Raw genomic sequence first — 14,506 nt, forward strand, 5'->3', positions numbered from 1 at the left:
TGCGGTTTGGTCACAAACCGCATGAAATCGGGCCGCAGACATGTTGTCTGTGACCAAACGACGGGTCGACGACCCGCCCAGGGGAGCCGGGTCAGTCCGTGAGGGCGGCGAGTGCCTCGTGGACGGGGGTGGTGCCGTTGACGAGGTTCCACTGGTGCCCCACGGAGGCGTCGTGGTCGAGTACGGCGGCAACTACGGCGGCGACATCCGCGCGGGTGACGTCGCCGCGGGGCACGCCGTCGCCGAGGGAGACCAGGCCGGTGGCGGGCTCGTCGGTGAGGCGACCGGGGCGCAGGATGGTCCAGGCCAGGCCGCTGTCCCGCAGCGCGCGGTCGGCGTCGCGTTTCGCCGCGACGTACGCCGCCCACACCTCGCTCGTACCGTCGGGGACCGCGTTGTCGACGTCGATCGCGGAGATCTGGACGAAGCGGTCGATGCCCGCCAGCCGGGCGCCCTCGATGGACTTCAGTGAGCCCTCGAGATCGACCGTTCGCTTGCGCGTGATGTTGCCGTCCGGTCCGCCGCCGGCGGCGAAGACGACCGCCGTACAGCCTTCGAACGCCGCGGCGAAGGCGTCGGGGCCCTCCCGCTCGATGTCGAGGAGCCGCACCTCGGCGCCCCGGCCCTCCAAGTCGGCCCGGTAGGCCGCGTTGCGCACGAGCGCGACCGGGTTGTGCTCGGAGCGGCGCAGGTCGTGCAGCAGGTGGCGGGCCACGGCTCCGTGGCCCCCGACGATGGCGATGTGGGACATGCCGTCCACCGTACGGCGCCTCGCTAGCCGGCCAGGACGGCCCGCAGCCGCTGTGCCGGGCTCTCGAGCCCGAAGCGCTCGGCCAGCGCCGCGACCCGGGCGGGGTCGGCAGGCGAGGAGGGGAGCGCCAGGTCGTTGCGGTCCAGGTCGATGTCGCGGGCCACCGCGACCACCATCGGGGCAACCTCGAGGTAGTCGGCGGCGGCCTTGATCTTGCCGCGCGGGCCCGGCCCGAGCTCGGCCTCCGGGTCGTGCGCGGCGGCGATGATGCCGTCCATGTCGCCGAACCGGCCCAGCAAGGTGGCGGCGGTCTTCTCGCCCACCCCCGGTACGCCGGGGAGCCCGTCGGAGGCGTCCCCACGCAGCGTGGCGAAGTCGGCGTACTGCCGGGCGTCGATGCCGTACTTCGCCCGCACCCAGTCATTGGTCACGCGCTCGTGGTTGCCGACGCCGCGGGCGATGTAGAGCACGCGCACGTCCGTCGCGTCGTCGACGAGCTGGAAGAGGTCGCGGTCGCCGGTGACGATGTCGACCGGCTGGCCGGCGCCGGTGGCCAGCGTCCCGATGACGTCGTCGGCCTCGTACCCATCAGCGCCGATGACACGGATCCCGAAGGCCTCGAGCACCTCGAGGATGATCGGGACCTGGACCTGCAGCGGGTCGGGCACCTCCTCCACGTCGGGTGCGACCTCCACCTCGGCGACCACCCGGTGCGCCTTGTACGTCGGCAGCAGGTCGACGCGCCACTGCGGGCGCCAGTCGTTGTCCCAGCAGCAGACGAGGTCGGTGGGGCGGTACTGCTCCACGAGGCGGGAGATGAAGTCGAGCAGCCCGCGCACGGCGTTGACCGGCGTACCGTCCGGAGCGAGGATCTCGGGCACCCCGAAGAACGCCCGGAAGTACATGGACGCGGTGTCGAGCAGCATCAGGCGGCCGGGGGAGCTGTCGGTCTGCGGGCTGGTCACGCTCGGCATCCTGCCACGCGTCTGGGTCTAGTCTGTGCGCGTGGCGACGTCAGATCTCGAGGCAACCGACCGCAAGATCCTCGAGCTGCTGGCCCGGGACGGGCGGATGTCCTTCACCGACCTGGGCAAGGCGACCGGCCTGTCGACCTCGGCGGTGCACCAGCGGGTCAAGCGGCTGGAGCAACGTTCGCTGATCCTGGGCTACGGCGCCACGATCAACCACGACGAGATCGGGCTGCCGCTCACGGCGTTCATCTCGATCCGTCCGATCGACCCGTCACAGCCTGACGACTCACCTGAGCGGCTGCGGCACATCCCCGAGATCGAGTCGTGCTGGTCCGTGGCCGGCGAGGAGTCCTACATCCTCAAGATCCGGGTGCCCACGCCGACCAGCCTCGAAGACCTGCTCGCGCGCATCCGCGCCGCCGCCAACGTCTCCACGCGCACCACGATCGTGCTGTCCACGCCGTACGAAGGTCGCCCGGTCACCTGACCGCGGCCGCCGGCGGCTGCGGTTTGGTCACAAACCGCAGGTCCAGGGGCCTGCGGTGCGTTGTTTGGTCACAAACCGCAGGTCCGAGGGCCTGCGACGTGCTGGGTCAGTAGGCCTGGAGCGCGGCCATCCGGCGGGAGGCCTCGGCGACCTCGGCCGCCTTGAGGGCGGAGGAGTCGAGGTCGGCGTGCTCGGCCCACCAGGCCTGGCCCTCGGCGGGGAGGGTGTGGATGGGGTCGTAGTACTCGTAGGTCCGGGACAGGGCGTCCTCCGAGGTCGCCTCGATCGAGGTCCGGTAGTTCTTGGTCCAGTGCGAGATGCCGCGCACCTCGTCGTACGACGCCAGCTGGTGCACCCAGCGCTTGCCGACGAACGGGACGTCGCACACGATCCGCGGGGTCGCGAAGCCCGGCAAGTAGCCCATGATGTGGTGCTGCAGCCGCTGGGCGTCAGCGACCGAGACCCGCCAGTGCTCCGAGTACGGGATCATGTCGCACATGTAGAAGTAGTAGGGCATGATCTGCGCGCCGTCGAGCAGGCGGAAGCACAGGTCGAGCAGGACGTGCGGGTCGGCGTTGACGCCGTTGAGCAGGACGCCCTGGTTGCGTACGTCGCGCACGCCGGCCTCGAGCATCGCCCGCGACGCCTCGGCCACCAGCGGGGTGATCGAGTTGGCGTGGTTGGCGTGCGTGTGGATCGCGATCGACACACCGCGAGCGCGCGCCACCGAGGCCACCCGGGTCATGCCCTCGCGGACGTCGGGCTGGAGCCAGTGCTGGGGGAGACCCACCAGCGCCTTGGTGGCGAGCCGGATGTCGCGGATGTTGTCGATCTCGAGCAGGCGCGTGAGGAAGTCCTCGAGGCGGGGCCACGGCATGTTGGCGACGTCGCCGCCGGAGACCACGACGTCGCGCACGGACGGCGTACGGCGCAGGTAGTCCATCATCGAGTCGAGCCGGTCGGCCGGCTTGGCGGTGAACTTGAGCTTGTCGATGACGGCCGTCGAGTTGCCGACGAGGTCCATCCGGGTGCAGTGGCCGCAGTACTGCGGGCAGGTCGGCAGCAGCTCGGCCAGCACCTTGGTGGGGTAGCGGTGGGTGAGACCCTCGGCGACCCACATGTCGTGCTCGTGGAGCGAGTCGCGGGTGGCGTGCGGGTGCGAGGACCAGTCGGTACGACGGTCCGAGAACACCGGGATCATGTAGTGGCGCACCGGGTCGGCGTAGAGCGCCTCGGTCAGCGAGCCGGGACCGCCGGGCACGACGCCCGGGAGCATGGTGTTCATCATCTGCGGCGGCACGAGCATCGACATGGTGGCCCGCTCGGCCTGGTCGCGCTCGAGGTCGGCGTAGAACCGCTCGTCGACGAGGTCGCCCATCAGCTCGCGCAGCTGGCGGACGTTCTTGACGCAGTGAGCGCGCTGCCACTGCACCGAGGCCCACTCCATCGGCGTCACCTCACGCCAGCCCGGGAACCGGGTCCAGTCGGGCTCGACGAGCTCCACCCGCCGGTACGGGTAGGGCTGACCGGTCACCAGGTCGATGGACGTCTCGATGCTCATGGTCGCTCCTGCGGGCGGAAGTAGGAGTGGCGGTAGGGCCGTGGGTGTCAGAGAGGCGGCGCGTCGGTTGTACGGCGACGAACCGCTCTGCCAGACTAGGCGGAGATCGTCCGGTGTGCACATCAACGCGCCGGATGATCTCCTGTTAGAAGTATGTGCCAACCGGAGGACTCTCTGCAATGACTCGTCGCAACGGCGATCCGACCGGTCTACACCGCGTCCTCGACGACGCCGTCGTGCTGCCGCAGGCGGCCGAGCGTCTCGACACCCGCCGCGAGCTGTGGCCCGACGAGGTGCGCATCCGCGTGGAGCGCCTCAACCTCGATGCCGCCTCCTTCCGCCAGCTCGAGCGCAAGCACGGGGGAGACCGCGACGCGATCAGGGCCGAGGTGGTCGCCATCGTCGCGGCGCGCGGCAAGATGCAAAACCCCGAGACCGGCTCCGGCGGCATGCTGGTCGGCGTGGTCGAGGAGGTCGGCCCCGACTCCCCGCTCGGCCTCACGGTGGGCGACCGGGTCACCACCCTGGTCTCGCTGACCCTGACCCCGCTGGTGATCGAGGACGGCCTCGACGACTGGGACGGTCGCGACGAGCAGGTCCCCTGCCGTGGGTACGCCGTCCTGTTCGGCCGCTCCATCGCGGCGGTCATCCCCGACGACCTGCCCGCCGAGGTGAGCCTGTCGGTGATGGACGTGTGTGGGGCGCCCGCGCTGACCCACCGCGTCGTGAGCGGCTACGACCGGCCGACGGTGGCCGTGATCGGTGGCGGCGGCAAGTCCGGCTCGCTCAGCCTCGCGGCTGCGCGCCGGGCCGGCGCCCGCCGCCTGATCGGGATCGTGCCCCACGAGGAGGAGGCAGCTCGGCTGCGAGCCGCCGGGCTGGCCGACGAGGTCGTGGTGGCCGACGCCCGCGACCCGATCGCGCTGCGCGACGCCGTCGAGAAGGCCGGTGGCCCCGCCGACGTCACCGTCGTCTGCGTCGACGTACCCGGCTGCGAGGGCGGCGCGATCCTGTCCACCGCCGACCGCGGCACGGTCGTCTTCTTCTCCATGGCCACGTCGTTCTCCGCGGCCGCGCTCGGCGCCGAGGGACTGGCGGCCGACGTCACCATGCTGGTCGGCAACGGCTACGTCCCCGGCCACGCCGACCTCGCGCTGCAGCTGCTGCGCGAGCACGACGGCGTACGCGCCCTGTTCGAGAGCAGGCTCGGATGAGCACCACCGGCCGCACCTCCAAGCGCCGCACCAAGCTCGACCTCGACCCGGCCACCGTCCGCAAGGCGCGCGCGCTGGCCAAGAAGGCCGGGCGCCCGATCGTCAAGCTCGCCGAGCAGCACACGACGGTGGCCGTCGAGCGCGCCACGCTGCGCCTGGCCGGCCTCGAGGGCGCCGACGCCGAGGGCACCCCCTGGGTCAACCGGCTGATGGACGTGGTCCGCGCCGACACCGGGCTCGAGCACGGCGTCGCCCTGCCGGTCTGGGACGCACTCGTGCGCGGCGAGGCCGAAGACCTGTCGTCCCTGGCCCAGAAGGCCTCGGCCGGCTCCGTGACGTTCCGCCTCCCCGAGGGCAAGGACGCCGTCCGCGCCCGCACCGCCTCCCGCAAGCAGGTCGCGCGCGGCATCAAGCGGATCGACCAGCGCCGGGTCGAGCGCGACCGCCTGATCAAGCGCCAGGGCGACGCGCCCCGCAAGCCCTGGATCTACCTGATCGTCGCCACCGGCGACATCTACGAGGACATCCCGCAGGCCCAGCAGGCCGCCCGCGAGGGCGCCGACGTGATCGCGGTGATCCGTTCCACCGGGCAGAGCCTGCTCGACTATGTGCCCGAGGGCGCCACCCGCGAGGGCTTCGCCGGCACCTACGCCACCCAGGAGAACTTCCGGCTGATGCGGGCCGCGCTCGACGAGTCGGGCAAGGAGCTGGGCCGCTACATCCGGCTCACCAACTACGCCTCCGGCCTCTGCATGCCCGAGATCGCGGCCCTCGCCGGGCTCGAGCGCCTCGACATGATGCTGAACGACTCGATGTACGGGATCCTCTTCCGCGACATCAACCCGGTGCGCACCTTCGTCGACCAGCGCTTCAGCCGCCAGGTCCACGCCCGGGCCGGGATCATCATCAACACCGGTGAGGACAACTACCTCACCACCGCCGACGCCATCGAGGCCGCCCACACGGTCACCACCAGCCAGCTCCTCAACGAGTACTTCGCCAAGGAGGCCGGCCTCGAGGACTGGCAGCTCGGCCTGGGCCACGCCTTCGAGATCGACCCCGAGGTGCCCGACTCGTTCCGGATGGAGCTGGCCCACGCGCTGCTCGCCCGCGAGCTGTTCCCCGACGCGCCCCTCAAGTGGATGCCCCCGACCCGGCACATGACCGGCGACGTCTTCCGCGGCTACCTCCTCGACGGCTTCTTCAACCTGGTCGGGGCGCTCACCGGCCAGGGCATCCTGCTGGTCGGGATGATGACAGAGGCGGTCGTGACGCCGTGGATCTCCGACCGCGACCTCGCGCTCCAGAACGTCCGCTACGTCATGAACGCCGCCGGCAACCTCCACGAGGACTTCCGCCCGGAGCCCGACGGCTTCATCGCCAACCGCGCCCGCCAGGTGCTGGGGGAGTCGATCGACCTGCTCGACCGGATCCTCGAGCATGACAACGGCCTCCTGGACGCGATCGCCGACGGCACCTTCGGCCTGATGAAGCGCCCCGCCGACCGGGGCCGAGGCCTCGACGGCGTGGCCAAGAAGTCCAGCGTCTACTACAACCCCGCGTCCGAGATCCTGGAGGAGCCCTTCGAGACGGTTGCTTCGCAACCTCCTCAGGAACCGAAGCGCGAAAAGAAGAGGAGAACGCTTTGACCACCGCTCCGGAGCCGCACATCGTCCGCCCCTACGGCGACACCACCGGCGACGGCATGGTGCAGATCAGCTTCACGCTGCCGATCTCGTCGCTGGGCGACCAGGCGAAGCTCGCCGAGGGCGCCGCCGCCCAGCTGGCCAACAAGATGGGCATGGACCCCGCGCTGGTCGTGCACGCCAAGCCGATGGGCCCCGACTTCACGTTCTTCGTGGTCTACGGCCGGGTCCACCACCTGGTCGACACCAGCAAGGTGGTGGTCGTGGAGCGCGACTACCCGCTGCTGACCCCCAAGGAGGCCAACGCCTCGATCAAGCGCGCGCTGCGCCGCCGCCTGACCGTGGTCGGCGCGTGCATCGGCACCGACGCCCACACGGTCGGCATCGACGCGATCCTCAACATCAAGGGGTTCGCGGGGGAGAAGGGGCTGGAGTACTACCGCGAGCTGAAGGTGGTCAACCTCGGCGCCCAGGTCTCCGTGCCGCAGCTCGTCGAGCGCGCCCGCGAGGAGAAGGCCGACGCCGTGCTCGTCTCCCAGGTCGTCACCCAGCGCGACGCCCACCTGCTCAACACCCGCGAGATGTCCGCGGCGTTCCGCGAGTCCTACCCCACCGACCGGCGCCCGCTGCTGATCGTCGGCGGCCCCCGCTTCGACGAGTCCATGGCCGAGGAGCTCGGCGTCGACCGCGTGTTCTCCCGGGGTACGACGCCGGGCGAGGTGGCGTCGTACCTTGTGCACCGCTTGACCACCCAACGGAAGGCGTCCTGATGGCAGCCGAGGTCGGGACCCGCGTGGTCCACCGCCGCTACGTCCCCTACTCCCACGCCCACTACGCCGGCAACCTCGTCGACGGGGCCTACAGCCTCGGGCTGTTCGGTGACGTCGCCACCGAGATGTGCATCCTCAGCGACGGCGACGAGGGGCTGTTCGCGTCCTACTCCGACGTCCAGTTCCTGGCCCCGGTGCGGGCCGGCGACGTCGTGGAGGTCACCTGCGAGCTGACCCGCGTCGGCACCAGGTCGCGGGTCCTGGAGCTCGCGGTGCTCGTCGTCGCGCGCGGTGCGGCCACTCCCCAGCAGCCCGGCGCGGCGACCTTCCTGGCGCAGCCGCTGGTCGCCACGACTGCCACCGGTACGGTCGTCGTCCCCTGATCCGGCGTGCCGCGACGCGACACGCCGTCGGGCCCGGAAATAGTGTGAACTTTTGCGGAACGCAGAGCATCGCGCTGACCTGCGCGTTCACGCATTTGCGCAGGTCAGTGGCCGGTTGACACCCGGCGCGAAGAGACGAAACTGTACGCCGTCCGCTCACGCAGATCGTGGCCGGCGAACCGACGTCCGAGTGACCGGGTCGGAGGGTGAAGGCGCCACTCACCTGTCCGACGTGGTTCGCGGAGGTCGGTCCGCTCCCGCGAGAGCGGACCCGGAAAGGCCCCCAGCCCCCTAGAGAACTTCCTGGCCTCGGCAGCCAGTCGTTTCCCGGGATGGCCGAAGGAGCCCGGGGCCTTTCCGGACCTGCCACCAGCGCCAGGGCAGTGACCTGCCCGCCGACCCGGTAGTTTTCACCGTGTGCTGCTGCGGACCTTCCTCGCGCTGGCCGCAGGCCTGACTCTGTCCCTCGCCTTCGAGCCGGTGGCTCTGCCATGGATCGTGCCGTTCGCCGTCGGCGCCCTGTTCCTCACGACCCGCGGACTGCGGGCCCGCTCCGGCTGGCTGCCCGGTCTCGCGTTCGGCGTCGGCTTCTACTTCACCCACATCTACTGGATGCGCGAGTCCATCGGCCTCGACGCCTGGCTGGCGCTGGCGGGGATCGAGGCGCTGTTCTACGGCGTGCTCGGCTCGGTGACCGCGGCCCTGCACCGGCGCCGCCTGTGGCCGGCCTGGCTCGCTGCCGCCTGGGTGGCCGTGGAGGTGCTCCGCAGCGGCTGGCCGTTCAGCGGGATGCCCTGGGGCCGGCTGTCGTTCGCGGTCGTCGACACCCCGCTCGCCCCCGCCCTGCCCTACGTCGGGTCGGTCGGCGTCAGCCTGCTGCTCGCCGCGATGGGGGCACTGCTCGCCTGGGTCGTGGTCGCCCGCGACCGCGAGCGCCTGGTGGCCGGTGCGGTGACCGTCGGGCTCGTGGCGCTGGCGCTGCTGCCGGCCCTGGCGCCGTACGAGCTCGAGCAGACGGGGACCGCCACGGTCGCTGTCGTGCAGGGCAACGTGCCCGGCCCGGGCAACGACATCCTCTACGACTTCCAGCAGGTCACCCAGAACCACGTCGACGCGACCGTCGACCTGGCCGCGGCCGTCGGCGCGGGCAGCCAGCCGCAACCCGACTTCGTGCTGTGGCCGGAGAACTCGACGGCCAGCGACCCGTTCCGCGACGAGACCGTCAACGCCGGGATCCGCGAGGCCTCGGCCGCGATCGGGGTCCCCATCCTGGTGGGAGCGATGGTCGACTCCGGGCCTGACCACGTGCTCAACCAGGGCATCGTCTGGGACCCCGTGACCGGCGCCGGTGACCGCTACACCAAGCGCCACCCCGTGCCCTACGGCGAGTACATCCCGCTGCGGCGCTACCTCACGGGCACCTTCGGCAAGCTCGCGCTGGTCCCGCGCGACATGCTGAGCGGCACCCGGAAGACGCCGTTGCAGGTGGCGGGGATCAGCGTCGCCGACTCGATCTGCTTCGACATCGCCTACGACGACGGCATCTTCGACCAGGTCACCCGGGGTGCCGAGCTGCTGACCGTGCAGACGAGCAACGCCAGCTTCATCTTCACCGACCAGATCGACCAGCAGTTCGCGATCACCCGGCTCCGGGCGATCGAGACCGGGCGCTGGCTGGCCGTCGCGTCGCCCAACGGCGTCTCGGGCGTGATCGCGCCCGACGGCGAGGTGGTGGCCGTCGCCGACCCGCGCACCACGACCGTGCTCGTGGAGGAGGTGGGCCTGGCCACCGCGGTGACCCCGGGGGTCCGCCTGGGCGCCTGGCCGGGGCGAGTGTGCACCGTCCTGACGCTTGTCGGACTGCTGCTGGGCGCGCTCCCGTATCGTCGGAGGAGCACCCTGCCGGAGCCCGAACCCGCCCCGACCGACACGACCCACGACAAGGTTCTCTCATGAGCATCGACGCGCTCGGACGCATTGTGGTCGTCGTGCCGACCTACAACGAGGCCGACAACCTCGCCTGGATCGTGGAGCGCCTGCGCGTCGCCGAGCCGCAGGTCGACGTGCTCGTGGTGGACGACGGCTCTCCCGACGGCACCGGGGAGATCGCCGACCGGATCGCCGCGGCGGACCCGCAGGTGCAGGTACTGCACCGCCGGGCCAAGGAGGGCCTGGGTGCGGCCTACATCGCAGGCTTCCGGTGGGCGCTCGCCGAGGGGTACGACGTGATCGGCGAGATGGACGCCGACGGGTCGCACCAGCCCGAAGAGCTGCACCGTCTCCTCGACGCGCTGGGCGAGGCCGACCTGGTGATCGGGTCGCGCTGGATCACCGGTGGGTCGGTGGTCAACTGGCCCAGGTCGCGTGAGCTGCTCTCCCGAGGAGGCAACCTCTACGTCCGCGTGCTGCTCGGCATCGGCGTCCGGGACGCCACCGCCGGCTACCGGCTCTTCCGGCGCAGCACCCTGGAGAAGATCGACCTCGACCAGGTGCGCTCCACCGGCTACGTCTTCCAGAGCGACCTCGCCTACCGCACCCTGTGCGCCGGGCTGACCGTGCGGGAGGTGCCGATCGAGTTCGTCGAGCGGGTGCGTGGCGCGTCCAAGATGACGCCCGACATCGCCACCGAGTCGCTCAAGCACATCACCTGGTGGGGCGTGAAGGAGCGCCGCGACCAGGTACGCCGTGCCTGGCGGCGCGGGCGGGGCGGCCCACGAGGGGTCCGGCGATGAGCCCCCGTCGGCGCGGACGCCTGGGCTGGCTGCTCGTCGTCGCGCTGATCGTCGTACCGCTGCTGGAGATCTACGTCCTGATCCAGGTCGGCCAGGTGATCGGCGCGTGGTGGACGATCCTGCTGCTCGTCGTCGACAGCATCATCGGCAGCTGGCTGATCAGGCGTGAGGGCGGCCGGGCGTGGCGCGCGCTGACCACCGCGATCAACAGCGGCCGGATGCCGGCGCGCGAGCTCGCCGACGGGGCGCTGATCCTGGTTGGCGGCACCCTGATGCTCAGCCCGGGCTTCGTCACCGACGCGTTCGGCATCCTGTTGATCCTGCCGGTCACCCGACCCGCCTTCCGGCGGTTGCTGACCGGCTTCGTCACCCGCCGCGTCGTCGTCGCCACCCTCGGCGAGACCGGGCGCGGCCCGGGTGCCGGCCCGCAAGGGCCCGTGGTCCGCGGCGACGTCGTGGAGGACCCGTCGGCCGGGTCGTGAAATGCGACTCGCCCCGACCCGGCGTACCGGATCGGGGCGAGCAAGCCTGACAGGCCTCAGGCAGTGGCCTTGCGCTTCTTGGTGGCCCGGTGCAGGTGCGCCGGACCGATCTCGCCGCCACGCAGCAGCTCGAGACGCTCCTTGAGGATGTCTTCGAGCTCCTTCTCGGAGCGGCGCTCCAGCAGCATGTCCCAGTGGGTGCGGGCCGGCTTCTCGGCCTTCACCACCTTCTCGATGCCGTCGGTGCTCAGGCCCTCCGCGCCACAGCGCGGGCACTCCCAGATCGCCGGTACGTCGGCCTCGACCGACATGGTGATCTCGAAGACGTGGCCCTGTGGACACCGGTATCCGACCTGCTGACGAGCCGCGAACTCGATCCCGCGCTCGTCCTCGAAGCTCTGGCCTCCGAGTCGTGCGCCGCGCAATGTGCGCTCAGCCATGAGGCACCTCCAAACGTCTTGTTGCCCCGTGAAAACCTTCTCCGAGGTCAAGTACCCATCTGGCGCCCCGGTGAAAACCCTCCGGCGCGCGACGGCACGTGACCTTCGCTTCTTTCAACGTTAGCGAGGCGGGCAAAGATTCCGGCAATTGCGGGACAAACCCCCGGTATGTCGCTAGTCGCGGGTGCGGCAGGTCACACCCGGGTCACACGACCTGGGGGACCTGGTTGCCGGCCTCGCGGATGCCGCGCTGCGGGTCGACCCTGTAGAGCAGGGCGCCACCGACGACGAAGAAGATGATCAGGGCGAAGATGGCCGGTCGGTAGGAGTCGGTGAGCTGGTGGACCACACCGAAGACCAGGGTGCCCAGCCAGCTCGTGCCGCGCTCGCAGGCCTGGTAGAGCGAGAAGTACTCCGCCTCGCGTCCCCGGGGGATGAGCTGGCTGAAGAACGAGCGCGACAGAGCCTGGGTGCCGCCGAGCACGAGACCGATGCCGACGGCCAGGCCGAGGAACATGCCGACGTTCTTCTCCGGGATGAAGTAGCCGACCGTGACGATGACCATCCACACGACCAGGCCACCGAGGATCACCTTGCGGCTGCCGCGCTTGGCGGCGAGCTTGCCGAACAGCAGGGCCCCGAAGAACGCGACGAACTGCACCAGCAGGATCGTGGCGATCAGCACCGAGGTGCTGAACCCGAGCTCCTTCTCGCCGTAGATCGACGCCGACGCGATGACCGTCTGGATGCCGTCGTTGTAGAAGAGGTAGCCGAGCAGGAAGGTCAGCGTCATCGGGTAGTTGCGCATGTCCTTGAGCGTCGCGCCGAGCTGGCCGAAGCTCTGGCGGACCAGCCCGCCGGGCTCGCGCTCGACCGCGACCGGCTCTCGGTTGCGGATGCCGCGGTAGGGGATGAACGTGAACGCCGCCCACCACACTGCCGCGGAGACCATGCTCACCCGCACCGCCATACCGGTGCTCATGCCCAGCTCCTCGTGGAAGGTGACCACGGCGAGGTTGACCGCCAGGAGCAGGCCGCCGCCGAGGTAGCCCATCGCCCAACCGCGCGAGGAGACCCGGTCGCGCTCGTCGGGCTCGGCGATCTCGCACAGGATCGCGTCGTAGACCACCAGCGACGAGCCGAGACAGATGTTGGCGATGAAGAGGAGCAGCACGCCGAGCTGCCAGTTGTCGCCGGTCACGAAGAACATGCAGGCCGCGGCCGCGCTGCCGACCCACGCGAAGCCGGCCATGATGTTCTTCTTCTTCGCCGAGCGGTCGGCCATCGCGCCGACGATCGGCAGCACGAGCGCGGAGAAGATGGTGGCGACGGTGACGACGTAGAACACCAGCGAGCCGGGGGAGATCCCGAGGCCGAGGACCTGGAGGTTCTCACTGCACTTGAGGCCCTTGTCCTCGTCGGTGACGAAGCCGCAGGCGGCCTTCTCGGCGATCGAGGTGAGGTACGGCGCGAACAGCACCGTCGCGATCGTGGTGACGTAGGCGCTGTTGGCCCAGTCGTACCAGTACCAGGCCTTCTGCTCCTTGGCCCGGTTGAGCGGTCCGAGATCGGCAACTGACTGCGTCGTCATGCGGTCTCCCTCCATTGGCCGCGCTCCTCGAGCACGGCCTTGAGCACATCGGTGCGGTCAGTGAACAGCCCGTCGACGCCACGGTCGAGGAGCTCCCTCATCTCGCTGGGGGTGTCGACTGTCCAGACATGGACGTGCCGGCCGACCGCGTGGGCACGGCGTACGAGCCCCCGTGTTGCGATGACCCACCGGCGGCGCCGGTGGGGGATCTGGAGGGCCGCGACCCGGCCCCGGGTGAGCCAGTTGGCCAGGTGGCCGCTCGGCAGGACACGGAAGGCGACCACCTCGACGGGGTGCGCCGAGGTCGGGACCCGCCCGTGCGTCAGCCGGCGGAACTCGGCGAGACGGCGGCGCGAGAAGGAGCCGACCAGGACGCGGTCGTGGGCGTCGCGAGCGGTGATGAAGTCGACGAGGGCCGGCACCGCGCCGTCGGACTTGAGGTCGATGTTGAACCGCGCGTCGGGGAACTCGTCGAAGAGCGTGGCCAGCGTGGGCACCTGCTCCCGGCCGCCGATCAGGGCGGTGCGCACGTCGGCGAACGTCGTCTCGGCGAGCGCGCCGACCTGGTCGGTGACCCGGTCGAGCACGTCGTCGTGGAACGCGAGCAGGACGCCGTCGCGGGTGACGTGGACGTCGGTCTCGAGGTAGTCGTAGCCGAGCGCCACCGCGTGCTTGAAGGCCGCCACGGTGTTCTCCAGGCCCTCGATCTCGGGGTGGTAGACCCCGCCGCGGTGGGCGAACGCGAGCACCGAACCGGGTTGCCGGAGCACCTCGTCGAGGTAGGCGAACCCGGTGGTCGGCGACGTCACGGATGCAGTATTCACCTACGCGGGGCCATTTCGGGGGGACTGGCGAGACTCAGAGCCAGGAGTCGGCGTCGGCCTCGCCGAGCAGCACGCCCAGGGCGGCGACCCAGCGGCGTACGAGCAGCTCGTGCGCGGCCCGGTCGTGGTGGAGCAGCCCGGTCATCGTGGCGCCGGTGAGCAGGTCGATCGTGAACTGCACCAGCGTCGGCACCCGGGGGTCGTCGGTGCCGACGACGTCGGTGACGGCGCGGTGCACCGACTCGAAGACGACCCGCTCCACGGGCACCAGTGCGTCGCGCAGGTCGGGGTCGGTGCGGGCGGCGACCCAGAGCTCGAGGACCACGAGGAACACGGGGCTCTCCAGGTCGCTGCGCACGATCGCGACGGCCTCTGGCCACCCTCCCGACGCCGGTTGCGCGAGCACGCCGAGGCGGCGCGCGGCGACGTCCTCGACGACGCCCAGCATCAGGGACGCCCGCGTCGGGAAGTGGTGCAACAGAGTGCCGCGGGCCAGGCCCGCGCGCTGCTGGACCTCCGCGATCGTGGTCGCGGCGCACCCGCGGTCCAGGACGGACTCGAAGGTGGCGTCGAGCAGTCGGGCCCGGGTCGCGGCGGTCCGCTCGCCCTGCGTCCGTCGGCCCTGCGTACGGCGGACGGGAGCGGTGGGCATGT

At 70.7% G+C, this 14,506-nt stretch carries 15 protein-coding genes; 8 read left to right on the forward strand and 7 right to left on the reverse strand.

The genetic code is table 11. From position 1 onward, the window contains the following. Positions 1–91 precede the first annotated feature (91 nt). Complete coding sequence (locus BLR90_RS04415) at positions 92–751, reverse strand: SDR family oxidoreductase (RefSeq protein WP_091023269.1); 660 nt, start codon at positions 749–751, stop codon at positions 92–94. 23 nt (positions 752–774) lie between these two features. Next, complete coding sequence (locus BLR90_RS04420; protein WP_091023271.1) at positions 775–1,677, reverse strand: 5'-3' exonuclease; 903 nt, start codon at positions 1,675–1,677, stop codon at positions 775–777. Between the two features lie 79 nt (positions 1,678–1,756). Between BLR90_RS04420 and BLR90_RS04425 the strand changes: the two genes are divergently transcribed. After that, positions 1,757–2,209, forward strand: a complete 453-nt coding sequence (locus tag BLR90_RS04425; RefSeq protein ID WP_091022827.1) for an Lrp/AsnC family transcriptional regulator — start codon at positions 1,757–1,759, stop codon at positions 2,207–2,209. Between the two features lie 106 nt (positions 2,210–2,315). Here the strand turns inward: BLR90_RS04425 and BLR90_RS04430 are convergent, their stop codons facing one another. Beyond that, positions 2,316–3,770 carry a KamA family radical SAM protein gene (locus tag BLR90_RS04430; RefSeq protein WP_091022829.1) on the reverse strand — a complete coding sequence of 485 codons (1,455 nt, stop codon included), beginning with the start codon at positions 3,768–3,770 and terminating at the stop codon, positions 2,316–2,318. 179 nt (positions 3,771–3,949) lie between these two features. On the opposite strand from BLR90_RS04430, the gene kdd reads away from it, so the two are divergent. The 7 genes from kdd (at position 3,950) to BLR90_RS04465 (ending at position 10,997) form a co-directional block, all read left to right on the forward strand. Next, positions 3,950–4,984, forward strand: coding sequence for an L-erythro-3,5-diaminohexanoate dehydrogenase (gene kdd, locus BLR90_RS04435; RefSeq protein ID WP_091022831.1), 1,035 nt, complete (start codon positions 3,950–3,952; stop codon positions 4,982–4,984). Beyond that, positions 4,981–6,633: a lysine 5,6-aminomutase subunit alpha gene (kamD, locus tag BLR90_RS04440; protein WP_091022833.1), complete on the forward strand. Its 1,653-nt coding sequence runs from the start codon at positions 4,981–4,983 to the stop codon at positions 6,631–6,633. The genes kdd and kamD overlap by 4 nt, the downstream gene beginning before the upstream one ends. Beyond that, positions 6,630–7,400 (forward strand): lysine 5,6-aminomutase subunit beta, encoded by a 771-nt coding sequence (kamE, locus tag BLR90_RS04445; protein ID WP_091022835.1) that lies wholly within the window; start codon positions 6,630–6,632, stop codon positions 7,398–7,400. The genes kamD and kamE overlap by 4 nt, the downstream gene beginning before the upstream one ends. Further along, positions 7,400–7,783 (forward strand): 3-aminobutyryl-CoA ammonia lyase, encoded by a 384-nt coding sequence (gene kal / locus BLR90_RS04450; RefSeq protein ID WP_091022837.1) that lies wholly within the window; start codon positions 7,400–7,402, stop codon positions 7,781–7,783. The genes kamE and kal overlap by 1 nt, the downstream gene beginning before the upstream one ends. 417 nt (positions 7,784–8,200) lie before the next feature. Next, positions 8,201–9,739 carry an apolipoprotein N-acyltransferase gene (lnt, locus tag BLR90_RS04455; protein WP_091022839.1) on the forward strand — a complete coding sequence of 513 codons (1,539 nt, stop codon included), beginning with the start codon at positions 8,201–8,203 and terminating at the stop codon, positions 9,737–9,739. Beyond that, on the forward strand, positions 9,736–10,515 hold the full coding sequence (locus tag BLR90_RS04460) for a polyprenol monophosphomannose synthase (protein ID WP_091022840.1): 780 nt from the start codon (positions 9,736–9,738) through the stop codon (positions 10,513–10,515). Before lnt ends, BLR90_RS04460 begins: the two co-directional genes overlap by 4 nt. Then, on the forward strand, positions 10,512–10,997 hold the full coding sequence (locus BLR90_RS04465) for an FxsA family protein (protein WP_091022843.1): 486 nt from the start codon (positions 10,512–10,514) through the stop codon (positions 10,995–10,997). Before BLR90_RS04460 ends, BLR90_RS04465 begins: the two co-directional genes overlap by 4 nt. Positions 10,998–11,053: 56 nt before the next feature. Here BLR90_RS04465 and BLR90_RS04470 read toward each other — a convergent pair whose 3' ends face one another. The 4 genes from BLR90_RS04470 to BLR90_RS04485 form a co-directional block, all read right to left on the reverse strand. Beyond that, on the reverse strand, positions 11,054–11,437 hold the full coding sequence (locus BLR90_RS04470) for an RNA polymerase-binding protein RbpA (protein WP_091022845.1): 384 nt from the start codon (positions 11,435–11,437) through the stop codon (positions 11,054–11,056). Between the two features lie 205 nt (positions 11,438–11,642). After that, entirely contained in the window at positions 11,643–13,028 is a 1,386-nt protein-coding gene (locus BLR90_RS04475; RefSeq protein WP_091023272.1) for an MFS transporter, read from the reverse strand. Further along, positions 13,025–13,837, reverse strand: a complete 813-nt coding sequence (locus BLR90_RS04480; RefSeq protein WP_091022847.1) for a glycerophosphodiester phosphodiesterase family protein — start codon at positions 13,835–13,837, stop codon at positions 13,025–13,027. Before BLR90_RS04480 ends, BLR90_RS04475 begins: the two co-directional genes overlap by 4 nt. A gap of 49 nt (positions 13,838–13,886) precedes the next feature. Next, positions 13,887–14,504: a TetR/AcrR family transcriptional regulator gene (locus BLR90_RS04485; protein ID WP_091022850.1), complete on the reverse strand. Its 618-nt coding sequence runs from the start codon at positions 14,502–14,504 to the stop codon at positions 13,887–13,889. Positions 14,505–14,506: the final 2 nt, after the last annotated feature.

This window comes from Nocardioides szechwanensis (assembly GCF_900103935.1).
GTDB classification, from domain to species: domain Bacteria; phylum Actinomycetota; class Actinomycetes; order Propionibacteriales; family Nocardioidaceae; genus Nocardioides; species Nocardioides szechwanensis.

Coding starts and splice junctions, on each gene's coding strand:
- BLR90_RS04420 (WP_091023271.1), bottom strand. CDS start 1,677: ATGCTGCTCGACACCGCGTCCATGTACTTCCGGGCGTTCTTCGGGGTG.
- BLR90_RS04415 (WP_091023269.1), bottom strand. CDS start 751: ATGTCCCACATCGCCATCGTCGGGGGCCACGGAGCCGTGGCCCGCCAC.
- BLR90_RS04485 (WP_091022850.1), bottom strand. CDS start 14,504: ATGCCCACCGCTCCCGTCCGCCGTACGCAGGGCCGACGGACGCAGGGC.
- BLR90_RS04475 (WP_091023272.1), bottom strand. CDS start 13,028: ATGACGACGCAGTCAGTTGCCGATCTCGGACCGCTCAACCGGGCCAAG.
- BLR90_RS04465 (WP_091022843.1), top strand. CDS start 10,512: ATGAGCCCCCGTCGGCGCGGACGCCTGGGCTGGCTGCTCGTCGTCGCG.
- kamD (WP_091022833.1), top strand. CDS start 4,981: ATGAGCACCACCGGCCGCACCTCCAAGCGCCGCACCAAGCTCGACCTC.
- BLR90_RS04460 (WP_091022840.1), top strand. CDS start 9,736: ATGAGCATCGACGCGCTCGGACGCATTGTGGTCGTCGTGCCGACCTAC.
- BLR90_RS04470 (WP_091022845.1), bottom strand. CDS start 11,437: ATGGCTGAGCGCACATTGCGCGGCGCACGACTCGGAGGCCAGAGCTTC.
- kal (WP_091022837.1), top strand. CDS start 7,400: ATGGCAGCCGAGGTCGGGACCCGCGTGGTCCACCGCCGCTACGTCCCC.
- kdd (WP_091022831.1), top strand. CDS start 3,950: ATGACTCGTCGCAACGGCGATCCGACCGGTCTACACCGCGTCCTCGAC.
- BLR90_RS04430 (WP_091022829.1), bottom strand. CDS start 3,770: ATGAGCATCGAGACGTCCATCGACCTGGTGACCGGTCAGCCCTACCCG.